At 28.5% G+C, this 25537-nt stretch carries 22 protein-coding genes; 12 read left to right on the top strand and 10 right to left on the bottom strand.

Translation table 11 applies throughout. The features are described 5' to 3' along the window. Positions 1-8 precede the first annotated feature (8 nt). Together Q0733_RS06070 and Q0733_RS06065 are read right to left on the bottom strand one after the other, a co-directional pair. Positions 9-1109, bottom strand: coding sequence for a glycosyltransferase (locus tag Q0733_RS06070; RefSeq protein WP_298780197.1), 1101 nt, complete (start codon positions 1107-1109; stop codon positions 9-11). A 15-nt stretch (positions 1110-1124) separates the two neighbouring features. Further along, on the bottom strand, positions 1125-1811 hold the full coding sequence (locus Q0733_RS06065; protein WP_298780195.1) for a cell division ATP-binding protein FtsE: 687 nt from the start codon (positions 1809-1811) through the stop codon (positions 1125-1127). A 162-nt stretch (positions 1812-1973) separates the two neighbouring features. Here Q0733_RS06065 and Q0733_RS06060 point away from each other — a divergent pair, with 162 nt between their 5' ends. The 9 genes from Q0733_RS06060 (at position 1974) to Q0733_RS06020 (ending at position 12303) form a co-directional block, all read left to right on the top strand. Then, on the top strand, positions 1974-5003 hold the full coding sequence (locus Q0733_RS06060; RefSeq protein WP_298780192.1) for a tetratricopeptide repeat protein: 3030 nt from the start codon (positions 1974-1976) through the stop codon (positions 5001-5003). Continuing rightward, complete coding sequence (locus tag Q0733_RS06055) at positions 5003-6790, top strand: hypothetical protein (protein WP_298780190.1); 1788 nt, start codon at positions 5003-5005, stop codon at positions 6788-6790. Before Q0733_RS06060 ends, Q0733_RS06055 begins: the two co-directional genes overlap by 1 nt. 6 nt (positions 6791-6796) lie before the next feature. After that, a complete protein-coding gene (locus Q0733_RS06050; RefSeq protein ID WP_298780187.1) occupies positions 6797-7282 on the top strand; it encodes a hypothetical protein in 486 nt (161 codons plus the stop codon). Continuing rightward, positions 7263-7586 (top strand): hypothetical protein, encoded by a 324-nt coding sequence (locus tag Q0733_RS06045; protein WP_298780184.1) that lies wholly within the window; start codon positions 7263-7265, stop codon positions 7584-7586. Before Q0733_RS06050 ends, Q0733_RS06045 begins: the two co-directional genes overlap by 20 nt. Before the next feature lie 32 nt (positions 7587-7618). Further along, on the top strand, positions 7619-8338 hold the full coding sequence (locus Q0733_RS06040; protein ID WP_298780182.1) for a CDC27 family protein: 720 nt from the start codon (positions 7619-7621) through the stop codon (positions 8336-8338). A 59-nt stretch (positions 8339-8397) separates the two neighbouring features. After that, a complete protein-coding gene (locus Q0733_RS06035; protein ID WP_298780180.1) occupies positions 8398-9831 on the top strand; it encodes a M20/M25/M40 family metallo-hydrolase in 1434 nt (477 codons plus the stop codon). A 67-nt stretch (positions 9832-9898) separates the two neighbouring features. Next, positions 9899-10198, top strand: coding sequence for a hypothetical protein (locus Q0733_RS06030; protein ID WP_298780178.1), 300 nt, complete (start codon positions 9899-9901; stop codon positions 10196-10198). After that, positions 10195-11808: an amidohydrolase gene (locus Q0733_RS06025; protein WP_298780175.1), complete on the top strand. Its 1614-nt coding sequence runs from the start codon at positions 10195-10197 to the stop codon at positions 11806-11808. The genes Q0733_RS06030 and Q0733_RS06025 overlap by 4 nt, the downstream gene beginning before the upstream one ends. A gap of 39 nt (positions 11809-11847) precedes the next feature. After that, on the top strand, positions 11848-12303 hold the full coding sequence (locus tag Q0733_RS06020) for an FKBP-type peptidyl-prolyl cis-trans isomerase (RefSeq protein ID WP_298780172.1): 456 nt from the start codon (positions 11848-11850) through the stop codon (positions 12301-12303). Positions 12304-12356: 53 nt separating this feature from the next. On the opposite strand, the gene trpA is transcribed toward Q0733_RS06020, so the two are convergent. The 8 genes from trpA to Q0733_RS05980 all read right to left on the bottom strand — a co-directional run bounded on the left by trpA (position 12357) and on the right by Q0733_RS05980 (position 19905). Continuing rightward, complete coding sequence (gene trpA / locus Q0733_RS06015) at positions 12357-13121, bottom strand: tryptophan synthase subunit alpha (RefSeq protein WP_298780169.1); 765 nt, start codon at positions 13119-13121, stop codon at positions 12357-12359. Then, positions 13118-13909, bottom strand: a complete 792-nt coding sequence (locus Q0733_RS06010; RefSeq protein ID WP_298780167.1) for a DUF3050 domain-containing protein — start codon at positions 13907-13909, stop codon at positions 13118-13120. Before Q0733_RS06010 ends, trpA begins: the two co-directional genes overlap by 4 nt. Then, the gene (gene trpB / locus Q0733_RS06005) at positions 13909-15093 is read right to left on the bottom strand and encodes a tryptophan synthase subunit beta (protein WP_298780165.1); all 1185 of its coding nucleotides are present in this window, start codon (positions 15091-15093) and stop codon (positions 13909-13911) included. The genes Q0733_RS06010 and trpB overlap by 1 nt, the downstream gene beginning before the upstream one ends. A gap of 73 nt (positions 15094-15166) precedes the next feature. Next, on the bottom strand, positions 15167-15850 hold the full coding sequence (locus tag Q0733_RS06000; protein ID WP_298780163.1) for a phosphoribosylanthranilate isomerase: 684 nt from the start codon (positions 15848-15850) through the stop codon (positions 15167-15169). Between the two features lie 109 nt (positions 15851-15959). Next, a complete protein-coding gene (trpC, locus tag Q0733_RS05995) occupies positions 15960-16748 on the bottom strand; it encodes an indole-3-glycerol phosphate synthase TrpC (RefSeq protein ID WP_298780160.1) in 789 nt (262 codons plus the stop codon). 93 nt (positions 16749-16841) lie between these two features. Then, complete coding sequence (gene trpD, locus Q0733_RS05990) at positions 16842-17831, bottom strand: anthranilate phosphoribosyltransferase (protein ID WP_298780157.1); 990 nt, start codon at positions 17829-17831, stop codon at positions 16842-16844. Further along, complete coding sequence (locus tag Q0733_RS05985) at positions 17831-18406, bottom strand: aminodeoxychorismate/anthranilate synthase component II (RefSeq protein ID WP_298780155.1); 576 nt, start codon at positions 18404-18406, stop codon at positions 17831-17833. The genes trpD and Q0733_RS05985 overlap by 1 nt, the downstream gene beginning before the upstream one ends. A 107-nt stretch (positions 18407-18513) precedes the next feature. Next, positions 18514-19905 (bottom strand): anthranilate synthase component I family protein, encoded by a 1392-nt coding sequence (locus Q0733_RS05980; protein WP_298780154.1) that lies wholly within the window; start codon positions 19903-19905, stop codon positions 18514-18516. 585 nt (positions 19906-20490) lie between these two features. Between Q0733_RS05980 and Q0733_RS05975 the strand changes: the two genes are divergently transcribed. The 3 genes from Q0733_RS05975 to gatB/aspS are packed head-to-tail and all read left to right on the top strand — an operon-like array spanning position 20491 to position 25501. Beyond that, entirely contained in the window at positions 20491-20760 is a 270-nt protein-coding gene (locus Q0733_RS05975) for a hypothetical protein (protein WP_298780152.1), read from the top strand. 5 nt (positions 20761-20765) lie between these two features. Then, on the top strand, positions 20766-22166 hold the full coding sequence (locus Q0733_RS05970) for an amidase family protein (RefSeq protein ID WP_298780150.1): 1401 nt from the start codon (positions 20766-20768) through the stop codon (positions 22164-22166). Next, positions 22166-25501: a bifunctional amidotransferase subunit GatB/aspartate--tRNA ligase AspS gene (gene gatB/aspS / locus Q0733_RS05965; RefSeq protein ID WP_298780148.1), complete on the top strand. Its 3336-nt coding sequence runs from the start codon at positions 22166-22168 to the stop codon at positions 25499-25501. The genes Q0733_RS05970 and gatB/aspS overlap by 1 nt, the downstream gene beginning before the upstream one ends. Positions 25502-25537: the final 36 nt, after the last annotated feature.

Below are 25537 nucleotides of genomic sequence, written 5' to 3'. Positions count from 1 at the left end.
GATAAATTTTATGATTTAAAATAATAATCTAATTTTTCACATTCTTTTTCCCAACATAAAATTTCTTTTGTTTTTTTCTGATGAGCCTTTATTTCTGATAATAAAGTATCATTATTCAAAAGTTTTATAATGGTGCTTGCAATATTTTTCGGCTTATAATTTTCAACTATCACTCCTACTTTATGAGTGTTTATAATTCTAGAAATTTCAGGCATGTTACCTGCAATAATAGGAATTTCTGCATGAATATAATCAAACAATTTATTAGGTAAAGAATATTTAAAACTTAACCCTAATGGTTCTTCTAAAACCATTCCTAAAGTTGCTTTTTTAGTATAATTTAATAATTTTTCTCTAGCAATTCTACCCATAAAATGAACTCTTTCTTCCATTTTTTCTTCCACAACAAATGTTTTTAATTCACTTTCTACTTTGCCATATCCAATAATAATTAAATCTAAATTGTCTATAAAATGCAACGCTTTAATCATCGGCTTTAAGCCTCTACCTGGATTTAAAACTCCTTGATATAAAATGGTTCTATTTTTTGTTGGGAAAGAAACTTCTTCAACTTCTAAAATATCCTTTTTTAAAGGAATATTTCTAATCAACCCCATTTTATTCTGATATTTATCATCATAAAACTCAACAATAGATTGACTTACAGTGTAAGCTTTTTTAATTTTTGGCAAGAAAAAATCTTCCAGCTTTCTCCAAAAACCTTGTACAAATTTTCTTCCTTGTAATTCTGGCCCTTCAGAAAAAAGCTCATGACTGTCATAAACTAAGTTTGTACTTTTTAATTTACTAACAAAAAAACAAGCTGGTAAAGTATCTAAATCATTGGCAAGAATATAATCGTACTTTTTAAAAAGTAAAGAAAAAAATAATCTAAAATTAAACTCAGCATAAAACATAAAATTATGATTGAACAAATGTTTTTTTCTAACAATTTTATACTTTCTATCAACAGAAATTGTATTTGGCAAAACTCTACCATAAACTGTAATTTCGAAACCTTTGTTTACTAAATAATTACAAATTTTATGTACTCTATAATCTGTAGAAACATCATTTGTAACTGCAACAAAAATTTTCTTTTTTCTCAAAAAAGATGCATTTAATTAAACTGTAGCTTGTTGAGCAACTTCAAATAACTCTCCAGCTTCAACTTTAAGTGTTTTATGTTTGAACTTCACAATTAACTGATAATCATGTGTTGCCATTAAAATTGTTTTACCTTCTTTATGAATTTCATTTAAAAGTTCCATAACTTCTAAGGATGTTTTTGGGTCTAAATTCCCAGTTGGTTCATCTGCTAAAATTAACTCAGGATCATTTAACAACGCTCTTGCAATGGCAACTCTTTGTTGTTCTCCACCAGAAAGTTCAAAAGTTTTTTTAAAGTATTGCTTTTGCATCCCTACTTTTTCTAAAACTTTGTTTATTTTTTGTTTTATTTCTTCTTTATTTTTCCAACCAGTGGCTTTTAAAACAAATTCTAAATTTCCAAAAACAGTGGTTTCATTTAGTAATTTAAAATCTTGAAAAACAATTCCTATTTTTCTTCTTAAAAATGGAATTTGTTTCTCTTTTAATTGCTTTAAATCAAACCCTACTATGGCACCAACACCTCTTTGTAAAAGTAAATCTCCATACAAAGTTTTCATTAAACTACTTTTTCCACTTCCTGTTTTTCCTATTAAATAATAAAATTCTCCCTTATTAATAGTTAAATTAACTTTAGATAAAACTAAATTATCTCTTTGATAAATATCAGCGTTTTCTAAATGTAGAACAGGTTTTTCCATGACATAAAATTGTTTTTACAAACTTAAAAGTTTCAATTGATTTTAGCATCAGAATTTATAACAATTCTTACTTTTGAATAAAATTGATTTTAGATTATTTTCACATTTAATCAAACAAAATTAAAATAAGTTCGTTAAAAGCAATATAACAAAAACATTTGTATGGAATTTCGTTTTGTAAAAAAACAATTTTTGTCTTTTTCATTTTTATTATTTTCAATAGTTGGCTTCTCTCAACAATCAATCGTTGATGCAAGTATTGTAACCAATTTTAACAATGCTTTAAAGTTATACAATAATAAGGCTTATGCAGCTGCTCAAAAAACATTTGAAGAGATAGTAACAAAAGCTGAAAAAAGTTCTAATTTAAAATCAGATGCGTCTTATTATGATGCTATGTGTGCAGTAAAACTTAATCAAACTGGTGCTGATGAAAAAGTTCTAGATTTTGTAAAAGAGAATCCTACTAGTAACAAAAAAAATAAAGCATTTTTTAATGTTGGTAATTATTATTTTGCTAATAAAAAAGCTTCTTATGCTTTAAAATGGTTTGAAAAGGTAAATACAGACTTGCTGTCAAAAGAAAATATTAAAGAGCTTAATTTTAAAATGGGTTATGGTTACCTAGTTACTAAAAATTTAAATTTGGCTAAAAATCGTTTTTTACCTTTAATCAACGATCCAAAATACGGAAACGACTCAAGATATTATTACGGTTTTATTGCTTATAAACTAGAAGATTATGGTGTTGCAGAATCAACCTTAAAAGAAATTGCTGACAATGAATCTTACAAAGCTGAAATTTCTTACTATTTGTTAGATATCAGTTTTAAGGCGGGAAAATTTGAACGCTGTGCAATTGTTGGTAAAGAACTTTTAAAAACATCTAAAAGAAAAGAAAAGTCTGAAATCTCTAAAATTATTGGAGAAAGTTATTTCAATTTGAAAAAGTATGAAGAGTCAGTTCCATATTTACAAGCCTATAAAAGCAAATGGAATAACACCGATTTTTATCAATTAGGATATGCTTTTTACAGGCAAAACGATTTTGAAAATGCAATTAAAAATTTCAACAAAATAATTGAAGAAAAAAATACAATCTCTCAAAATGCCTATTATCATTTAGCTGAATGTTATTTAAATCTTGATAAAAAAACAGAAGCTTTAAACGCTTTTAAATCGGCAAGTGAAATGAATTTTAATTCAAACATTCAAGAAGATGCTGCTTTAAATTATGCAAAACTAAGTTACGAATCTGGAAATCCGTTTAAAAATGTTTCTGATGTTTTACAAGATTATTTAAAGAAATATCCAAACTCTAAATCTTACAATGAAATTAACAAATTGGTGGTTTCTTCATTTATTCATCAACAAAATTATGAAGGAGCTTTAACTTATTTGAATAAGAAGAAAACACCAGAAAATGAAACACTAATTTTAGAGGTTTCTTTATATAGAGGAATCCAATTATTTAATGAGAAAAAACTAACGGATGCACTTTCATTTTTTAGGCTAAGTAAAAAATCTACCAAAAAAAATATCAGTATAAAAGCTAAATATTGGGAAGCTGAAACTTTGTATTTGTTAGAAAATTACAAAGAAGCGTTAGGTAAATTCATCTCCCTAAATAATTCTTTAAGAAAAAACAATAACAATGATTTTCCGTTGTTAGAATACAACATTGCCTATTGTCATTTTAAACTAAAAGAGTACACAAAAGCAGCAACAACTTTTAACATTTTTACAAACAAAAAAGATATTGAGAATAACATAAAAGAAGATGCAATACTTCGATTAGCTGATAGTTATTATGCTACAAGAAATTATACTGATGCTATAAAAAATCACAAAATATTGGTTAATGAATCTAGTACTGGTGCAGATTATGCTCAATTTCAAATAGGAATGAGCTATGGATTCATCAACCAAAATAACACAAAAATTGAAGCGCTTAAAAAGGTTGTTAACGATTATAAGGTTTCTTCTTTAAAAGACGATGCTTTGTATCAAATTGCAATTACTTACACCAAAATAAAAGAGAATAGTAAAGCACATCTTGCATATGACAGGCTGTTTAAAAAACATCCTAAAAGTCCGTTTTTATCATCAGCTTTAGTACGCCAAGGACTACTTTATTATAACGATAATCAAAACAAAAAAGCTTTAGAAAAGTTCAAGTTAGTAGCAAGTAAATTTCCAAATTCTGCGGATGCAATTGAAGCGGTTAGAAATGCTAAAAATATTTATATAGATGATGATAAATTAGAAGATTATGTTTCTTGGACAAATACTCTAAAATTTATTAATGTTTCAAATGATGAAATTGATAATTCAACTTTTGCAATTGCTGAGAAAAAATATTTTGATGCAAAAAACAACAAAGAAGTAATATTAAGTTTACAAAAATATTTAAAACGATACCCTGAGGGAGCACATTTTTTAAAAGCAAATTATTACTTAGCTAATTCCTTATTTAAAGAAAAAGAATTTGATAAATCAATCACTAATTATAGTACAGTATTGGAAGCTGGTTTAAGTGATTTTAGTGAAGATGCTTTAGCAAAATTATCTCAAATTTATTTACAAAAAGAAAACTTTAAAAAAGCACTTCCTTTATTAGAAAGGTTAGAAAAAGAAGCCTACTCTACCGAAAACATATTATTTGCTCAAAGCAATTTAATGAAAGGATATTATGAAATTAAAACATATATTTTAGCAATTGATTATGCAAAAAAAGCTTTATCATTAAACAAATCAAATAAAGAATTAGAACTGGACGCAAAAACAATTATTGCTAGATCTGCTTTTAAAACTGAAGATTTTTCTACAGCTGAAGAATATTATAAAGTTATTGATAAAAGTGCTTCAGGAGAATTAAAAGCAGAAACTTTATTTTATGATGCTTATTTTAAAAGTCAACAAAATAAGTATACAGATTCTAACAAAATTGTACAAGAATTAATTGCAAATTACTCTGCATATAAATATTGGGGTGTAAAAAGTTACGTAATTATGGGTAAAAATTATTACGCTTTAAAAGATGTTTATCAAGCAACTTTTATTTTAGAAAATGTAATTAAAAACTTTACCCAATTTAAAGATATTGTTGAAGAAGCAAAATTAGAACTCAACAAAATAAAAGAAAACGAAGCCAAAAATAACAATTCTATTAACCCACAAAATAAAAATTAATGAAAAAAGGCTTTCTCATATTTTTAATTATATGTTCTTATTTTACAGCAAATTCTCAGGTAAACAAGCCTAAGAAAAAAGAGGTTCCAGTAAAATTAAAAGACACAGTAAAAACTGAGGTAGTAGAAATTGTAACTAAATACAATCCTAAAATTTCTGATGCCACTAAAATTAAAATAAATCCTGTTATTCAATTATCAGAAAATACCAAAAAGAAAAAACTAGCATATACTATTTTTTCTGCTCCAGTTGCATCTACTTTTATTCCAAAAAGTGGCGTTGTAAAGGGTATTGATGTTGGCGTAAAAGAACGTATTTATAATAATTATGTTGCAGCAGGTTTTGGTAATTACACATCGCCTTATACAGAAATTTATTTACACAACAGCAATCGTTTTGAAAGTGAATTTGGTTTATCTGCAAAATACAATGCTTCTTTTGATAATATTGAAAATACGGTTTTAGACAGTAATTTCGAAAATTTTATAGCAAGTATTTTTTATAAAAAAGAAGGACGATATTTTGATTGGAAAACTGTTTTAAACACAAAAAGGAGTCAATACAATTGGTACGGACTACCAAGCTTAGATTTTAACGAAAATACAATTAATACAATTAATGAAGAGCAAACCTATAATTACTTTAATGTTTTAGGTGAAATCGATTTTTTAGATTCTTATATTGATAAAAGTAGCCTTTCTTTATCTTATTTTAATGATCGCTTTAACAGTAATGAAATCTTAATAAATTTAAATACTGCCTTAGATTTACCTCTAGATTTTATCAGTAATAGTTTAAAAAACATGTATTTAAAAACTAGTTTAGAGTTTTTAACAGGAGGCTTTACTTCTAATTATACAGGAGATAATGAATTAAATTATTCAATTTTTACAGCTGGTTTAAATCCTGAATATAAAACTACTTTTGGCGGGTTTTCAATCAAATTAGGAGCAAAAATATTTGGTTCTTTTGATACTGAAAATAGCATAAACAACTTTTTAATTTATCCTGATATAAAAATTGAAACTCCAATAATTAAAGATTATTTAAACTTTTACGCAGGTATAAATGGTGATTTAAAAACCAATACTTACAAAAATTTTTCTGAAGAAAATCCATATGTATCTCCTACACTTTTTATGACACAAACATCTGAAAAATACAATGTTTTTACAGGGGTTAATGGAACAATAGATAACTCATTCAGCTTTAATATTTCAGCAAACATTAAAGAAGAACAAGACAAACCTTTGTTTATAAAAAACAACTCAAAGTCTACAGGTACAAATACCACTTTAAATTCAATTTCTTTAAAAGGATATGAATTTGGTAACTCGTTTAATGTAGTTTATGATGATATAAAAACAACAACGTTATTTGCAGAATTAGAATACGATTTTACAAAAAAAATTACTGTTGGCACAAGCCTTCAATACGATAATTACACAACAACAAATCAATTTGAAGCATGGAATTTACCCACATTTCAAACTTCTTTAATTGGAAAATTCAAAAGTGATAAATGGTATGCAACTACCAATGTTTTTTATGTAAGCGAAAGAAAAGATGTTTTATATACAGATCAATTTCCATCAACTTCAAATGGAATTCAAACAGTAAATTCTTTTGTAGATATTAACTTAAATGGTGGTTATCATTTCAGCGATAAATTTTCTTCTTTCTTAAAATTAAACAATATTTTAAACTCAAATTATGAGCGTTTCGCAAACTTTAATGTACAAGGTTTTCAAGTTTTAGGTGGGTTAACTTATAAATTTGATTTTTAAATTTCTATGAGAAACTTAATTCATTTACTCATATTTATAGTTCTTACAATTATCACTCAAATTGGAGGGATTATTTATATAGTTTCTGTTTTTTGTATTAAGAAAAAACCGAGGTATAAACTAAAAAGAACAATACTATTTCTTTTACTTTATTTAATTTCAAGTATCTTAATTGTTCCGAATATTGCTCCTTTTTTTGGAAGAATAAAAATTGATGATAATCATATAATTGAATCTCATAATATTATTACAAAACTTTGTAATAGAAACTATGTAAAACCAGAATTATATGATGTATTAACTGATGTTTCACTAAAAATTAATAAAGATTTTCCAGATATAAAACTAATTTATTTAGATGCCAACTTTCCATTTTTTGATGGATTTCCGTTGTTGCCTCATTTAAGTCATAATGATGGTAGAAAAATTGATGTTTCTTTTATTTATAAAGATAAAAACATGAAATTAACAAATGAAAAACCTTCAAAATAGTGGTTATGGTATTTTTGAAGATCCAAAAAACAACGAAATAAATCAAATTGAAAACTGTAAAAAAAGAGGTTATTGGCAATATGATTTTACAAAATACATGACTCTTAGAACTTTAAATAACGATTTAAAAATATCCGAAAAAGGAACAAAAAAACTAATTCTCTGTATTTTAAAAAATAAAAAAGTAAGTAAAATTTTTATTGAACCACATTTAAAAAATCGAATGAAATTAAATCATCCTAAAATTAGATTTCATAGTTGCAGAGCTGTAAGACATGATGATCATATCCACTTTCAAATTTGATTTTTTTTAAGTTCTTTTAGTATATTTACAAAATGTTAGTATACTATTTAACTATTGCCTTACAAGTGTTTTGCATTTATCATGCTTACAAAAACAGTAGTAATTATTACTGGTATTTTATTATATTTTTTATACCATTAATAGGTTGTATTGTATATTTATTTACACATGTATTTAATAAAAAAGATGTTGTAAATATTGCAGAAGAAATTACAACTATTATCAATCCTTCAAAAAAAATTAAAGATTTAGAAAAAGAGCTAGCATTTTCAAACACTTTTCAAAACAAAATAAATCTTGCTGATGCTTTTTTAGAAAATAGAGATTATAATAATGCAATTTTATTATACAATAAAGCTTTAGAAGGTAATTTTAAAGATGAACCTTATACTTTAAACAAGTTGATAAATTGCTATTTTGAAACTTCAAAATTTGAAAAAGTAATTGAAATTGCAAATAAAATAAATATAGATAAAGACTTTAAAGAATCAGTCTACTTGTACGGTTTAGCATTAGAACAAACAGGAAATTTTAAAGACGCAGAAATTCAATTAAAAAAAGTTGACATCCGTTTTTCTAATTATGATAATAGATTAGAGCTCTCTAAATTTTTAATCCGAAGAAATAAAAAGAACGAAGCTACAGAAGTATTACAAGAAATTATTTCAGAAATAAATTCTATGACAAAAGTAAACTCAAGAAAATATAGATCTGTTTTCTCAGAAGCTGAAAAGATTCTAAAAGAACAATAAGTGTTTCAATATTCTCATTTCATTTTTGTAGCTTTATCAGATAAAAAATGAATTCCAACATGAAAAAAATTTTATTTTTACTTTCAATTTCTTTATGGCTAATTTCTTGTAATCAGAAACCAGAAAAACCAATTGATAACAACAAATTATCATCAGAAGAAAAAATAGATTCAACAAACATAAAAACACTTTTCAACTCGGCTTTAACAAATGGTAAATCTTACGAATGGTTAAGAGATTTAACTTCAAACATTGGCAGTAGATTATCAGGATCAGAAGGAGCTGCTAAATCTGTAATTTGGGGAAAAAATTTAATGAAAGAAGTAGGTTTAGATTCTGTTTGGTTGCAACCTGTAATGGTACCACATTGGGTTAGAGGCGAAAAAGAAATTGCAACTTATACAACAAATGGAGTTCAAAAAAACGTACCAATTTGTGCTTTAGGGTTTTCTGTAGCAACACCAAAATCTGGTGTTTTGGCAGAAGTTATTGAAGTAAAAAGCATAGAAGAAGCAAAAACTTTAGGTGCTAAAATGGAAGGAAAAATTGTCTTTTTTAATCGTCCTTTTGATGACAAATTAATTAACACTTTTAAAGCTTATGGAGGTTGCGTAGACCAACGAGTTAATGGAGCTGCAGTTTGTGGAGAGTTTGGTGCAAAAGGTGTAATTGTACGTTCCATGACGAATTCTATAGACGATTATCCTCATACTGGAACTATGAATTATGGCAATTTAGCTGAAGAAAAATACATTCCAACAGCAGCAATTAGTAGCAGAGCAGCTAATATTTTAAGTGATGATTTAAAAGAGAATCCAACTTTAAAATTCTATTTCAAGCAAAGTTGCCAAACATTACCAGATGCACCTTCGTTTAATGTTGTTGGAGAAATTAAAGGTTCTGAAACTCCAGAAAACATTATGGTTGTTGGTGGTCATTTAGATTCTTGGGATTTAGGTGATGGCGCTCATGATGATGGAACAGGAATTGTACAATCTTTAGAAGTGGCTTATTTGTTTAAGAAAAACAACATCAAACCAAAAAACACGTTAAGAGTTATCTTTTTTATGAACGAAGAAAACGGAACAAGAGGCGCAAAAAAATACGCTGAATTAGCAAAACTAAATAAAGAAAACCACATTGGAGGTTTAGAATCTGATGCTGGAGGTCATACACCAAGAGGTTTCTCAATTGATGCAAATTCTTCTAATACAAAACTTTTACAGAGTTGGAAAAAACTTTTATCTCCTTATGGTTTACACGATTTAGACAAAGGTGGATCTGGTGCCGATATTGGCCCTTTAAAGGATGAAAACGTAACTTTAGTTGGTTATAGACCAGATTCTCAACGCTATTTTGATTATCATCACACAAGTATTGATACTTTTGATAAAGTTAACAAAAGAGAACTAGAATTAGGTTCTGCTTCAATGGCTAGTATTTTATATCTGATGGATAAATATTTATACTCAAATTCTCCTGTAAAACCTTAATAATTTGGAAATTATTGTACTCGTTTTAAAAATTATTTTTAGTGGTTTTTTCTGCTACACAGGAATTATGCATTTTATAAAACCTCATTTTTTTAAACATTTTATTCCTGATATTTTTCCAAAATTATTGGTAAATTATGTAATTGGCATTATAGAATTTATACTTGGAATTGGTTTGTTTTTTGATTTAACGGTAAAAAATACAGCATTTGGTATTTTCATATTATTAATCTTTTTGTTACCCATTCATATTTGGGATCTTAAAAAAGAAAGGCCAGCAATTGGCACTAAAAAACGAGCAATTATTAGAATTCTATTACAATTTTTATTAATGTATGGTGCTCATTTAATTTATCAAAATTCATGAAAAAAATATTTATTTACTCGTTTTTAATCACTTTTTTTATCTCTTGTAAAAAAGAAAAAGCAGACTTAATTGTTATTAATTCTAATACATATACAGTAAATAAATCTTTTGATAAAGCTAACGCTTTTGCCATAAAAGATGGTAAATTTATTGCAGTTGGATCCTCTAAAGAAATTCAAGAAAAATATGAATCTTCTAATATTGTAGATGCAAAAAATCAAACTATTCTACCTGGTTTAATTGATGTGCATTGCCATTTTTACAGAATGGGCTTGCAACAACAAAAAGTATCTTTAGAAGGCACTAAAAATTATGATGAAGTTTTAGAAAAGTTAGTAGCTTTTCAAAAAGAAAAAAACACTTCTTTTATTACAGGACGTGGTTGGGATCAAAATGATTGGGAAGTAAAAGAATTTCCAACTAAAGAAAAATTAGATGCTTTATTTCCAACAATCCCTGTTGCCATTGGTAGAGTTGATGGACATGCTCTTTTGGTAAATCAAGCAACTTTAGATTTAACAGAAATATCAAAAAACACTAAAGTTTCTGGTGGTGAAATTGTTTTAAAAGATGGTAAATTAACTGGAGTTTTAATTGATGCTGCTATGGATTTTGTTAAATTTCCAAAAACCTCTAAAAAACAAGCAATTAAAGGTTTATTAGACGCTCAAAAAACATCTTTTTCTTATGGATTAACAACAGTAGATGATGCTGGTTTAGATAGAAATACTATTGAATTAATTGATAGCCTACAACAAGCAAAAAGTTTAAAAATACGAGTATATGCCATGATTTCTGGTGATAAACAAGACCAAATAAATTATTATATAAATAAAGGAATTATAAAAACTGACAGATTAAATGTACGATCCTTTAAAGTGTATGGTGATGGTGCTTTGGGATCTAGAGGTGCAGCTATGCGTAAACCCTATTCAGATAGAGAAAATCATTTTGGAGCCTTAATTTATACTCCAAGAAGATATCAAGAAATTGCTAGACAAATAGCTGCATCAGAATTTCAAATGAATACACATGCTATTGGAGATTCTGCAAATACATGGTTATTAAAAACATATAAAAACGTTTTAAAAGATAAAAAAAATAGACGCTGGAGGATTGAACATGCTCAAATAATAACTGAAGAAGATTTTGCTAAATTTGATAATATTTTACCTTCTGTACAACCAACACACGCTACTTCTGATATGTATTGGGCAGAAGATAGAGTTGGAAAAGAAAGAATAAAAGGTGCTTATGCTTTTAAAAAGTTATTAAACATTTATGGAAAAATTGCTTTAGGAACCGACTTTCCAGTTGAACAAGTAAATCCGTTTTTAACTTTTTATGCAGCAACAATTAGAAAAGATTTAGATAATTATCCAAAAAATGGTTATCAAATGGAAAATGCTTTAACTAGAGAAGAAACCTTAAAAGGGATGACTATTTGGGCTGCTTACGCTAACTTTGAAGAAGCTGAAAAAGGAAGTATTGAAGTTGGAAAATTTGCTGACTTTGTGATTATTAATCAAGACATTATGACTGTTGATGGCAGTCAAATCCCTAAAACTAAAGCAGTTTCTACTTTTGTGAATGGAGAAAAAGTTTATTAAAATAATCAATGTATATTCGCAAAAAATAAATTTATAGTAATGAAATTGTTAAAATATTGCATCCTACTTCTAACATTTGTTAATCTTTTTTCTTGTTTAGGAGATAATTCAATTCCTGAGCCGCAAACAGAAGCTGACATATTACAATATATTGAAGATAATAATTTAAATGCTCAAAAAAGCAGTACAGGTTTATATTATGTAATTAATAATGAAGGATCTGGAGCTAGACCAACGAGTACTTCAAATGTAACAGTTTCTTACAAAGGATATTTTTTAAATGGTACTGTTTTTGATCAAAGTGATGAAAATGGAATCTCTTTTGGATTAAATCAGGTTATTGCTGGTTGGACAGAAGGAATTACTTATTTTAAAGAAGGTGGAGATGGTATATTATTAGTTCCCTATAACTTAGGATATGGAATCTCTGATTACAATGGTATTCCTGGTGGTTCAGTATTAGTATTTGATATAAATTTAATTAGTGTAAATTAATATCACTTTAAAAAAATAAAAAAGCGAAACTTATTAAGTTTCGCTTTTTTGTTTTATGATATAATTGGTCTAATAAAATCATCAATTTTATCAACTCCATTCTTCCCTAAATTCTTTATAAAAGCAGAACCAATAATTGCTCCATTTGCATATTTACAAGCTGTGGTAAAAGTTTCTTTATCAGAAATACCAAAACCAACAATTAAATTACTCTTTAAATTCATGGCTTTAATTCTTTCAAAATATGCAATCTGTTGATTAGAAATATCTCCTTTTGCACCTGTTATTGATGCAGATGCAACTACATAAATAAATGCTTTAGAATAAGAATCTATTTTTTGAATTCTTTCATCTGAAGTATGCGGCGTTATTAAAAATACATTTGTTATTCCATATTTATCGAATAATTCTTTATAGTGATTTTCGAATTCTACCATTGGTAAATCAGGAAGAATAACCGTATCGATTCCGCAATCAACTACTTTTTGACAAAATTTATCTTCGCCATATTTTAGCATTTGATTTAAATACCCCATTAAAACCAATGGTGTCTTATTGGTTTCTTTTATCGTCATTAATTGATCAAAAACAATATCTAAATTTATACCGTTTTGTAATGCTTTTTGACTACTATCTTGTATAGTTGGCCCGTCAGCCAATGGATCTGAATACGGCAAACCTACTTCTATAAAATCTACTCCACTTTTTTCTAATGCAAAAATTACTTCAGTTGTGTCTTCTAATTTAGGGTAACCACAAGTAAAATAAATAGACAATAAATTTTTCTTTTCCTTAAAAATTGTTTCTAATTTTTTCATGCTAAAACTGGTTCTTTTTTACTTTTTAATGTTTCTTCTATAGCAGTCCATAAATTGATTCTTACCTGTAAAGAAGTTTTAGCAACATCTAAAACTTCCTGCCATTTTTTATCATCATTACCACATAATTCTTCAATCATTTGTAATGATAAAGGCCCGTGCTCATCACCATCTAACTCTATATGTCTGTTTAGGTAATATATAAAATTATCAAAACTTACATTACTATTTACGGTTGTTTCATCAACAATTTTTAGAAACATATCTGGTATAATATCTTCTCTACCAAATGTAAAAGCAGCTGCAATTTTATGATTTTCGTTTGCATCAATTATATTAAAAGTATATGTAACAAAATCTTTAATTGCCTTGTCTATTGATAGTTTTTCTAGAGATTCAATAATGTCTTTTCCTTTAGAAATATCTTGAATAAAATTTTCGATTTTAGAGCAATCTGCATGCATTTCTTGCATCGCATCTAAATACATTTCGTAATGACTTTTTAAGACACCGTCTTTGTTTACATCACTTTCTTCTGCTAATGTAATCTCATTAATAAAACGAACTAAATTTGTATTCTTCTTAGGAATCCAAGGTGTTGAAACTGTTGTTAAATTAATTTGTAGCGCTTTTAAGAGCGACATAAAATCCCAAACAGCAAAAACATGCCCTTCCATAAACGTTTTAATATCGTCTATAGAATTTAGCTGTTTATATAATTTATGATTTTTTAAGTCTTCTCTCAAAGAAACCAACTCCTTTTCTATATAAGCTATCTTAGAATTCATTAATCTTCTAAATGTTTAATATAAGTTTCTAAATCTTTATCTCCTCTACCAGATAAATTTACCACAACTACTTGATCTTTTTTAAATGTAATTTTTGATAAAACCGCCAATGCATGTGCACTTTCTAGAGCTGGAATAATTCCTTCTATCTTTGTTAATTCATACGCGGCAGTTAATGCTTCTTTATCTGTTGCATTCATAAAAGTAGCTCTTTTAGAATCAAATAAGTAAGCATGTAAAGGGCCAACACCTGGATAATCTAAACCTGCAGAAATAGAGTAAGGCTCTACAATTTGACCGTATTCATCTTGCATTAAAATGGTTTTAGAACCATGAATAATTCCTACTTCACCTAATTGAGAAGTTGCAGCACTTTCACCAGAATTTACCCCTAAACCAGATGCTTCAACAGCTATTAACTCAACGTCTTCATCATCCATATAATGATAAAAAGCACCAGCAGCATTACTACCTCCACCAACACAGGCAATTATTGTATCAGGATTTTCTTTACCTGTTTTCTCTTTTAACTGCCATTTTATTTCTTCTGAAATTACGGCTTGTAAACGAGCAACCATATCAGGATATGGATGAGGGCCAACTACAGAACCTATTAAATAAAAGGTTTCTGGATGTTGAATCCAATAACGTATTGCTTCATTTGTAGCGTCTTTTAAAGTTTTGCTTCCACTTAATGCAGGTATAACTTTTGCACCTAGCATTTTCATTCTGGCAACATTTGGAGCTTGACGCTCAATATCTTTTTCGCCCATAAAAACGGTGCATTCTAAGCCCATTAACGCACAAACTGTAGCCGTTGCAACCCCATGTTGCCCTGCTCCTGTTTCTGCAATAATTTTGGTTTTCCCTAACTTCTTAGCAACAAGAATCTGACCAATAGTATTGTTTACTTTGTGGGCACCTGTATGATTTAAATCTTCTCGTTTTAAATAAATAAAAGCGTTATATTTTTCTGATAAACGTTTAGCCAAATACAGCGGACTTGGACGACCTACATAGTCTTTTAATAATGCTTTATATTCTTTTTGAAATTCATCAGAATTGATAATTTGAATGTAATTATCTTCTAATTCTTTCACATTAGGATATAACAATTCTGGTATAAATGCACCTCCAAATTGTCCATAATATCCATTTTTGTCTGGGTGAAATTTTGATTTCATATTATTTATAATATTCGTTCGTTTGTCATTTCGGCTTAATGAAGAAATCTCAAAAATTATCTCACTAGAGATTTTACATTTCGTTCAAAATGACAGTTTTTTTAAACTTCTCTAATTCTTCTATTTTCTTAACTCCTGGTTTACTTTCAAACTTACTATTTACATCTAATGCGTAAATTGGTAAATTTGATTTTATTATTTTTTGAACCTCATCAACATCTTGTAATCCTATTCCACCACTTAAAAAGAAAGGTTTCTCAAAAGGATATTTTTCTAAAACAGACCAATCAAATTTAATTCCATTTCCTCCTCTTTCTTTTCCTTTTGTGTCAAATAGAAAATAATCTACAACCTCTAAATAAGGTTCTAAAACATCAAAATTAAACTCGTCTTTTATCCCAAAAACCTTAATAATTTCAACTTCACTTTCAGAAATATAATGTTTATTTTTTTTCTTTTTAATCTGCTTATTTTCTTCAATAAACAAAGTCCTTCTTTCAGTTAATTGCTTTTTTAAATTGGCAACATATTCTACAGATTCATCTCCATGTAATTGAATAGCATCTAAATTATATTCTTCAACTAAAGAAATAACAATCTCTATATATTCATTAACAAAAACACCTGTTTTTTTTATCAAATTAGAAAATTCTGGAATAATTCCCTCAAAATTTCTTTTTGATTTTTCATAGAAAATAAACCCCAAATAATCAGGTTGCAAATGGGCAACTTGTTGAATATTTTCTGTGAATTTCATTCCGCACACTTTCAGTTTCATTATTATTGCTTTTTTGTCATTGCGAATGTAATGAAGCAATCTGTTTCTATAAACAGATTACTTCGTCATTCTTCTTCGTAATGACTTATTATCGTATTTGACTGATAAATTCTTGACAAGCTTCTCCAGGATTTTCGGTTTTCATAAAGTTTTCTCCAATTAAAAATCCTAGAAACCCAAATTCTTTTAACCCAGTAATAATTTTAGGATCAGAAATTCCACTTTCAGAAACTTTTAAACAAGTGTCAGGAATTTGATCTGCTAGTTTTATAGAATGCTCTAAATCAACTTCAAAAGTTTTTAAATTACGGTTGTTAATTCCTATAATCTTATTGTCTAAATCGTTAATTTTATCTAAATCTTCTTGCGTATGCACCTCATACAAAACTTCTAAACCTAAATCTGTTGCTAAGTTTCCGTAGTTTTTTAATTCTTTTGATGTTAAACAAGATGCAATTAATAAAATAACATCTGCTCCAATTGCTTTGGCTTCTACAATTTGAAAACCATCAACAATAAAATCTTTTCTTAAAATCGGTTTTTGTTGATTGATAACTCTTGCTTCCATCAAATCAGCCATTGTACCTCCAAAAAAAGAAGTATCTGTTAATATTGATTGTGCTGCTACATTTGCATCTAAATATCCATTAGTAACCTCTGCAATAGTTGCTGTATCATTAATAATTCCTTTAGAAGGAGATTGACGCTTATATTCTGCGATAATCCCCGTTGAACCTACTTCTAACAATGATTTTTTTAATGAAAAAGTTGTTCTTCCAAAACTTGGACTTTGCACTAATTTTTGAACAGGAACTTCTGCTTTAATTTTAGCAACTTCCTTTTTCTTAAATGCGATTATTTTATCTAAAATTGTCATTTCTTATATATTCTGTCATTGCGAGGAACGAAGCAATCTCTTTTTAATTAACAATTAACACACTCGTAACCTCGTTCATAATGACACATTTATTTATAAACTCACTAATTTTTCTAATGTTTGTTTTGCTTTTAATCCAAAAAGCGAATCTTTAGCTTCATTAAAAGCAACTTCAAAAGGCTTTGTTTCATCAACAATGGTTAAAGCAAAAGCTGCATTTGTTAAAACCACATTGTTTTGAGCTTCAGTACCTTTTCCTTCTAAAATAGATTTGAAAATTTTTGCTGCATCTGTAACTGAATTCCCCCCAAATATTTCTGATTGTTGAATTCTTTTCTGCCCTAAATCTTCAGGATTTATAATTTGTTCTCCGTTTTTAGTAAAGAATTTAAATCCGCTTGTTAATGAAATTTCATCATAACCATCTAACGCATGAATAATTCCATAATTAATATCTTCTTCTTGTAAAATATAATTATACAAACGTGCAACTTCTAAATTAAAAGTACCTAACATATGATTTTTTGGTGAACTTGGATTTACTAGAGGCCCTAACATATTAAAAAATGTTTTTAACGCCAACGCTTTTCTTGTTGGCCCAACAGCTTTCATTGCCGGATGAAATTTTGGTGCGTGTAAAAAACAAATATTTGCTTTCTCTAAATGCTCTTTTAATACACTTTCATCGTTTGTAAAATTGTATCCAAAACTCTCTAACATATCAGAAGAACCTGATTGAGAAGAAACTGAATAGTTGCCATGTTTAGCAACTTTTTGCCCTGTTCCTGCAACAATAAAAGACGTTAAGGTTGATATGTTAAACGTATCTTTTCCATCTCCACCAGTTCCAACAATATCAATAGTATTATAATCTGATAAATCTACTTTTATAGATAGTTCTTTTAACGCATCTCTAAACCCAGAGAGTTCATCAGCAGTAATTGGTCGCATCATAAAAACGGTCATAAATGATGCTAAATGTGCGTCATTGTATTTTTCAGCAGCAATATCTTTTAAGATTTGTTTTGCTTCAGATTTAGACAATCTTTCGTGATTATATAGTCTGTTTAAAATTGCTTTCATTATGAACTTGCATTGATAAAATTAGTAACCAATTGCTCTCCAACCTCTGTTAAAATAGATTCTGGATGAAATTGAACCGCAGATATTGGATATACTTTATGCTCTATTGCTTGTATCAATCCATCTTCATCTCTTGCAGTTACTTGTATTTCTTCTGGAAAACCTTCATCTGTTGCTGCCCAAGAATGGTAACGTGCTGCTAAAAACGTTTCTGGTACATCTTTAAATATAGTTGCATTTTTATCTGTTACTTTCATCTCAGTTGCAACTCCATGAAAAACATCATCTAAATTGATGATTTTTCCTCCAAAAACTTCTGTTATTGCTTGTAAACCTAAACAAACTCCGAAAATTGGTTTTATGCCTGCGTAGGTTTTAATTACCTCTTTTAAGATTCCTGCTTCATCGGGAATTCCAGGGCCTGGAGACAACATTATCATATCGTAGTTACCTACATCTGCAATACTTATTTCATCATTTCTAAAAACTGCAGGAAATGTTCCTGTAATTTTTTCTACCATATGAACTAAGTTATAGGTAAAAGAATCGTAATTATCTAAAATTAATATTTTCATATTTCTCAATTTGCGTTAAGGATTGAAACAGTTCAAATATCTGTTGATATTCTTAACCTTTTTTCTTTTTCTGAAAAAAGATATAGTGGAAAGCCTGTTAAAACGCCCTAAATATTTTCTGCTAAAATCAACGCTTTTTTTAACGCTGCTAATTTATTATTTACTTCTTGTAATTCCTTTTTTTCATCGGAATGAATAACGATTCCTGCTCCTGCTTGTGAATACAAAACGTTGTTTTTACTAACAAAAGAACGAATTGCAATTGCTAAATTTACAGAACCATCTAAACCGATAATTCCTACTGCTCCACCATAAAAACCACGAGTTTGATTTTCATATTTGTCAATCAACTCCATTGCTTTATATTTTGGCGCACCACTTAAAGTTCCGGCAGGAAAAGTATCTCCAACAATTTCTATCGGATTTCCTTTAATTTTTCCTCTAACCGTAGAAACCAAATGAATTACGTGGCTAAAATACTGTACTTCTTTAAAAACCTCAACTGTAACATTGTCTGCGTGTTTACTTAAATCGTTACGCGCTAAATCTACCAGCATTACGTGTTCTGCAGTTTCTTTTTTATCTTCAGATAATTTTTTACCTAATTTAATGTCTTCCGCCATATCTCCAGTTCTTCTAAAAGTACCAGCAATTGGATTAATAGTTGCTTTACCCGCAGAAATTTTAATTTGTGCTTCTGGTGAAGAACCCATTAATTTAAAAGAACCATAATCAAAATAAAATAAATATGGTGATGGATTTATAGAACGTAGTGCTCTATAAACATTAAACTCATCGCCTTTAAATTTTTGTTGAAATTGACGTGATAATACTAATTGAAAAACATCGCCTCTTTTACAATGCGATTTAGCTTTACGCACATAATCTATAAATTCTTCGCCAGTTGTATTTGATGTTTCTTCGCCTACAATTTCGAATTTTTGTGTATTAAATGCTTGTGCATCAATAATTGTTTGAATTTCTTTTATGCGAGATTCTGTTCCTTCTTCAATATTTTCTATCAACGTCATTTCATCATTAAAATGATTAATGGCAATTATAAAACGATAAAAACTATATTGCATTTCTGGGATTGCAGAAGGTGCTTTTTTGTTTTTAAATTGAATGTTTTCAAAATATTGAACAGAATCAAAGGTTGTATAACCATACAAACCGTTAAATGATTTTAATTCAGCAGGACAATCTAATGCTATAGAATTTGTAAATTTATCAAATAAATCATAAAAATTTTTATTGATAGGTTGTTTATCAATTTGTGTTCCTTTATGAGAAACCGAAAACTGATAATCATCTACTTTCATAGAAACAACGGGCTCAATTGCAATAAAAGAAAAACTTTCTTCTTTACTATGATAATCTGAACTTTCTAACAAAAGTGTGTTTGCAAATTTATCTCTAAAACGTAAATACAAACCTACAGGTGTTACTGTGTCTGCCATTTTAGTTTTAAATATTGTTTTAAACTGTAATTTTTTCATTTTATTTTGATGTAATTACTAAGCAAATTTCTAATTTGCTGTGGCAATCTGATTATTAATGAAGAGGTTACTTTTTGGTAAAAACTCCTCGTAATGACTTTTTAACAAAAAAAAGGCTTATCGTGAGATAAGCCTTTTTTGTTATATAATATACACAGTAGGTTTGTTCTCACTTATTAATTAAGAGAGTTCCACCACCATATGTTATTTTGTTTTTTCATTGAGCAACAAATGTAAAAAGGGTTTTTTAGTTGAACAAATTTTATGTAGTTTTTTTTTAATCATTAACAGATTTTAAAAAAAAAAATTAAAACGCAATTCAAAAAGTTACATATTGAAACCATATATCAAATAAAAGTTTAAATATAAAATCAAAAATATTAATTTAGTTTAAAATAACACTCAAAATCCGTTAATTGCAGTACCAAACAAATGTTTGATTTGAATTTACTGAATTAATGTAACGCACCGATGATTTAGATGATAAATTGTTGGTGTGTTTTCTTTGTAATATACTTTAACTGCTGACAAAACTTTTGTAATTTTGCCGCCTTAAAGTTTTAATTATAAACTAAAATAAAAAAGATGAGTAAAATTATGACTGTAGACATTTTGTCTAGTATTAAAGGAGCACAGCCATCTGAAACTGTGAACAAATTATTTGATGTTATTAAAAATGCGAACACTACAAATAATAATTCTTTTAATAATAACCATAACAATGCTTCATCTTTAAACGACTTAAGAAATGATGTTGTAATAAACAGTTCTGATGCTGAAAAACAAATTATCATTGAAAACTTTCCAAAGGAAAAAAACGGCTATTTAGTAGTTTCTAAAGTGATAGAAGAATAATAGTTATGGAATCTCAAATACACAAAATCCATCAACAACTGATGGATAAAGAAATAACTTGTACAGAATTGGTACAAGAAAAATTAAACTTATTAAAAGCAAACACCAACAATACAGTTAATTCTCTTTTAGACAAACAAGCTTTAAAGTTAGCTGCAAATGTAGACGCTAAAATTTCAAATGGTGAAACTATTGATTTATTAGAAGGAATTCCTTTTGGAATTAAAGACGTTTATATGGTGCAAGGAACCTACACAACAGCAAGTTCTAATTTGCTAAAAAAGTATAAATCGCCTTATACAGCAACTGCAATTCAAAATTTATTAGATGCTGGTGCAATACCTTTGGTAAAAGAAAATTGCGATAGTTTCGGACATGGTTCATCATCTGAAAACACCATATTTGGAGCAGTAAAAAATGCTATAAATGCTAATTTAGTTGGTGGTGGATCTAGTGGTGGATCTGCTGTAAATGTTGCAAAAGATTACACCGTATTTTCAATTGGTGGAGATACCGGAGGTTCAATTCGCCAACCAGCAGGGTATAACAATGTGTTTGGTTTAAAACCAACTTATGGTAGAATTTCAAGATATGGAATTATGGCATACGCATCATCTACAGACTGTGTTGGACCAATTGCAAAATCTATTGAGGATATTAGAATTGTTTTAAATGCGATGAGTGGTAAAGATATAAAAGATCAAACTACGTATCAAGCTGAAAACATATCGCAAGAAAATATTTTAAATTCTGATGAAATAAAAACTGTTGGATACTTTAAAAATTTCATCAATACTGATGCAATTGACAATGAAATAAAAGCAGATTTTTTAGTATCTATAGAAAAAATAAAAGCAAAAGGAATTAAAGTTAAAGAGCTTGATTTCTTTGAATCTGATGCACTTGTTTCTACTTATTATACATTGGCAATGGCAGAAACTGCTTCTAATTTATCAAGATTAGATGGCACAAACTATGGAAACAGAATTGAAGGAAAAAATTTAAAAGACACCTACTCTATTACGCGTTCAGAAAATTTTTCTGAAGAAACAAAACGTAGAATTGTTGGTGGAAATCAAGTTTTATCTCAAGGTTTTTCTGATGAAATATATTTAAAAGGACTAAATTTAAGAGATCAAATTTCTGATAATTTTGAAAAGGATTTTAAAGAGGTAGATATTATTTTATCGCCTGTAACACCAAATACACCACCAAAAATTGGCGATAGTTTAAAAGATCCTTTAGCTATGTATTTATCTGATGCCTATACAGTTGGTTTTAGTTTAGGACAATTACCAACATTAACAATTCCGAAAGGAACCGCTACTGGATTACAAATTACGGCTGCAAAAAATAATGATGAACTCGTTTTGAAGTTTGCTAACTTCTTAAAAGATACGATATAATGGAACTTGAGCAATTAAATGAGCTACTAAAATCTCACGATTTAGAGTTAGTAATCGGTTTAGAAACACATGTTAGATTAAACACAAAATCTAAGTTGTTTTGTTCTTGTGCAAATCAAGAAATTGACCAACCAAATAAAAATATATGTTCGGTTTGTACTGGACAAATGGGGGTTTTACCTTCCATTAATAAAGAAGCAATCACAAAAGCAATTTATTTTGGTAAGGCTGTTAGTTCTTCTTTTTCAAACGAGATTATTTCTTGGGATAGAAAACATTATGAATATCCTGATAATCCAAAAAACATTCAAATTACTCAGTTTCACAACCCAGTAATTCCTGACGGAGAAGTTTCTTGTTTTAGAAATGATGGATCTCAATTTACTGTACATCTAACACAAGTTCATATTGAGGAAGATGCTGCAAAATTGATGCACGAAAAGAAAATTTCTTTAGTCGATTTTAACAAAGCGGGTGTTCCGTTAATTGAAATTGTAACAGAACCTTGTATCAGAAATATTGAGGATGCATCAACTTACGCGCAATACATCCAAAGAATCGTTCAGAATTTAAAAATATCAGAAGCAAATCTTGAAAAAGGTGAGTTTAAATCTGATGTTTCCGTGTCTCTACGTAAAAAAAATACAAACAATTTAAACCCTAGAACAGAAATTAAAAACTTAAACTCCTTTAAGTTTATGGTAGATGCTTTAAAGGAAGAAATTGAGAAACAATTAAATTATTATATAGAAAATAAGGAGTTTAGACCAGATCAAACTACAGTTTTATGGGATGCCGATTTAAAGCAAACCAAAACAATGCGTAAAAAGGAATTTGAAGCAGATTATCGTTTTATTTCTGAACCAGATTTACCTTTTGTAAATATTAAAAATGTTGTTGAGAGTATAGATGTTAACATAAGCTCTTTACCTTTTGCTGTAGAATCAATCTTAATTAAAGGTGGCGTTTTACCACAAGACGCTAAATTTTTCACGGCAGACTCTTTACGTTCAGAAACTTTTGTTACCATAAATAATAGTATTAAAGATTCGTCTTTTGTTGCCAAAACTTTAGTAAACAATATTGGCGCAGATGAGTACGGAAATATTCATGATGTAAACCATTTAATTGAAATTTTTAAGCTTTTTAAAGCAGAAAAAATTACAGCAGTTTTAGTTCAAAATGGAATTGTAAATTATTTAAAAGATAAAACTTTTGATTTCAAAAAATATTTTGAAGACAACACTATTTCTGAAGAACAAATTAAAGATGCAGTACAAAAAGTAGTTGCAGAAAATGAAGCAATTGCAAATGACATTCAATCAGGAAACCAAGGTAAAGCAGGAATTTTAGTTGGTAAAGTAATTGCAATTATTGGAAAAGGTGCTTCAGGAAAAGTAATTCGTGAAGAAATACTAAATCAAGTTCAAAATTCAGATTTAAAAGTTCAGATTTCTCATCAAAATGAGGAAAATAAAACTACAAAAAACGAACAGCAAAAAGTTAAATTAGAAGAAGAAATACAAACCGTTCCAATTGTAATTAAAGAAGAATACAGAACGCATAAAATTTCTCAACTATCCGAAGCCTCAATTAAAGAAGAAGTAACTTTATCTGGTTGGGTGGCAAGCGTTAGAGATCATGGAGAGTTAATTTTTATTGACTTACGTGATTCTAGTAATCAAATTTTTCAAGTTCGTTTAAGTAGAGAGTCGTTTCCTAATTTAGACGAATTGGTAAAACTAAAACCAGAAACTGTAATTATGGTTACTGGAATTGTAGTTCAACGTAAAGAAGATGATTATAATGCTGGTTTAAGAACTGGTAAAATTGAATTAGAAACATCTGCTTTAGAAATTTTAAACTTATCAAAAACGCTTCCTTTTGAAATAAAAAGAGCAATGAAATCGAATGAAAATGTTCGTTTTCAATACAAGTTTTTAGACCACAGAAATGATGAAGTTCGCAAGGCAATTGTAAATCGTCATAAAGTAATAAAATTATTACGTGATATTTTAGATGAAGAAGAGTTTTTAGAAATAGAAACACCTATTTTAACTGCCGGTACAGATGAAGGTGCAAGAGAATTTATTGTACCAACAAGAAAACAAGCAGGCTCTTTTTACACATTACCACAAGCACCACAGCAATTTAAACAAATGTTAATGGTTGGTGGTTTTGAAAAATATTTCCAAATTGCTCGTTGTTTTAGAGATGAAGATTCACGTGGAGATCGTCAGCCAGAATTTACACAATTAGATATTGAAATGGCGTATGCAAGTATGCAGCAAATTATCGATTTAAACACCAAAATGTTTAATGAAGTTGTCAGAAAAATTTACGGCAAAAAATGGATTTTACACCCTTTTGAAGTTATTACTTACAAAGATGCCATGGATAAATATGGTTGTGATAGACCAGATTTACGTTACGGATTGCAAATGCAAGATATTACAGAAATTGTAAAAGACACAACTTTTCAAGTTTTTAGTAAACCTATTGATGAAGGTGGAATTGTTAAGTGTATTAGAGTTTCTGCTGAAGAGCAAGGAAACAAACGTATGTCTAAAGGGCAAATTGAAAACTTGACTGCCATTGCTCAACAAAATGGTTTAGGTGGTTTGGCATATATTATTGTAAATGAAAACGATTTACAATCGCCAATTATTAAGTTTTTAGGCGAAGAAATTGCAGCAAACATTATCAAAGCAACAGACGCTCAAATTGGAGATATTGTATTTTTCTCTGCTGCAGATTATGCAACTGCAAATAAAGCATTAGATGCTGTACGCCAAGAAATGGGACGTATTTTAACGTTGATTAATCCAAAGGAATTAAAACCAGCTTGGGTTGTAGATTTCCCTATGTTTGAAAAAACAGAAGAAGGTAAATGGACCTTTACTCACAATCCGTTTTCTATGCCAGCAGTTTACGATTTAGAAAAACATATGACTGGAAATGATGATGAAATTGGAACAATCATTGCCCAACAATACGATTTAATCTTAAATGGTTATGAAATTGGTGGTGGCTCTGTTCGTGCACATAAAGCTGAAATTTTAGAAGCTACCTATAAAAATATGGGTTACAATAAAGAAGAAATGATGAAAAGTGTTGGAACGATGTACAAAGCGTTTCAATACGGAGCACCACCTCATGGAGGAATTGCTTGGGGAGTTGATAGATTGATGATGATTTTAGAGAAAAAAGCTTCTATTAGAGAAGTTATGGCTTTTCCAAAAACAGGTTCTTCTGAAGATTTATTATTTAATGCACCATCAATTTTATCTGATAAAAAAGTAGAGGAAATGAATGTAAAAATTATCAGAAATTAAAGATTGTTTTACTCTAAACTAAAAATAAATAATTTA

This window comes from uncultured Polaribacter sp., from assembly GCF_947500975.1.
Classification (GTDB): Bacteria; Bacteroidota; Bacteroidia; order Flavobacteriales; family Flavobacteriaceae; genus Polaribacter.
Note: the sequence above shows the minus strand (reverse complement) of the source record. Positions and strands in the feature narration are given on the sequence as shown.

Bases quoted from the DNA above. Each gene is read 5' to 3' on its own strand.
- Q0733_RS06025 (WP_298780175.1), top strand. From the start codon at position 10,195: ATGAAAAAAATATTTATTTACTCGTTTTTAATCACTTTTTTTATCTCT.
- Q0733_RS06065 (WP_298780195.1), bottom strand. From the start codon at position 1,811: ATGGAAAAACCTGTTCTACATTTAGAAAACGCTGATATTTATCAAAGA.
- Q0733_RS06050 (WP_298780187.1), top strand. From the start codon at position 6,797: ATGAGAAACTTAATTCATTTACTCATATTTATAGTTCTTACAATTATC.
- trpD (WP_298780157.1), bottom strand. From the start codon at position 17,831: ATGAAAGCAATTTTAAACAGACTATATAATCACGAAAGATTGTCTAAA.
- gatB/aspS (WP_298780148.1), top strand. From the start codon at position 22,166: ATGGAACTTGAGCAATTAAATGAGCTACTAAAATCTCACGATTTAGAG.
- Q0733_RS06010 (WP_298780167.1), bottom strand. From the start codon at position 13,909: ATGAATTCTAAGATAGCTTATATAGAAAAGGAGTTGGTTTCTTTGAGA.
- Q0733_RS05975 (WP_298780152.1), top strand. From the start codon at position 20,491: ATGAGTAAAATTATGACTGTAGACATTTTGTCTAGTATTAAAGGAGCA.
- trpC (WP_298780160.1), bottom strand. From the start codon at position 16,748: ATGACAATTTTAGATAAAATAATCGCATTTAAGAAAAAGGAAGTTGCT.
- Q0733_RS06000 (WP_298780163.1), bottom strand. From the start codon at position 15,850: ATGAAATTCACAGAAAATATTCAACAAGTTGCCCATTTGCAACCTGAT.
- trpA (WP_298780169.1), bottom strand. From the start codon at position 13,121: ATGAAAAAATTAGAAACAATTTTTAAGGAAAAGAAAAATTTATTGTCT.
- Q0733_RS05970 (WP_298780150.1), top strand. From the start codon at position 20,766: ATGGAATCTCAAATACACAAAATCCATCAACAACTGATGGATAAAGAA.
- Q0733_RS06040 (WP_298780182.1), top strand. From the start codon at position 7,619: ATGTTAGTATACTATTTAACTATTGCCTTACAAGTGTTTTGCATTTAT.
- Q0733_RS06045 (WP_298780184.1), top strand. From the start codon at position 7,263: ATGAAAAACCTTCAAAATAGTGGTTATGGTATTTTTGAAGATCCAAAA.
- Q0733_RS06055 (WP_298780190.1), top strand. From the start codon at position 5,003: ATGAAAAAAGGCTTTCTCATATTTTTAATTATATGTTCTTATTTTACA.
- Q0733_RS06060 (WP_298780192.1), top strand. From the start codon at position 1,974: ATGGAATTTCGTTTTGTAAAAAAACAATTTTTGTCTTTTTCATTTTTA.
- Q0733_RS05985 (WP_298780155.1), bottom strand. From the start codon at position 18,406: ATGAAAATATTAATTTTAGATAATTACGATTCTTTTACCTATAACTTA.
- Q0733_RS05980 (WP_298780154.1), bottom strand. From the start codon at position 19,905: ATGAAAAAATTACAGTTTAAAACAATATTTAAAACTAAAATGGCAGAC.
- trpB (WP_298780165.1), bottom strand. From the start codon at position 15,093: ATGAAATCAAAATTTCACCCAGACAAAAATGGATATTATGGACAATTT.
- Q0733_RS06035 (WP_298780180.1), top strand. From the start codon at position 8,398: ATGAAAAAAATTTTATTTTTACTTTCAATTTCTTTATGGCTAATTTCT.
- Q0733_RS06020 (WP_298780172.1), top strand. From the start codon at position 11,848: ATGAAATTGTTAAAATATTGCATCCTACTTCTAACATTTGTTAATCTT.
- Q0733_RS06030 (WP_298780178.1), top strand. From the start codon at position 9,899: ATGCATTTTATAAAACCTCATTTTTTTAAACATTTTATTCCTGATATT.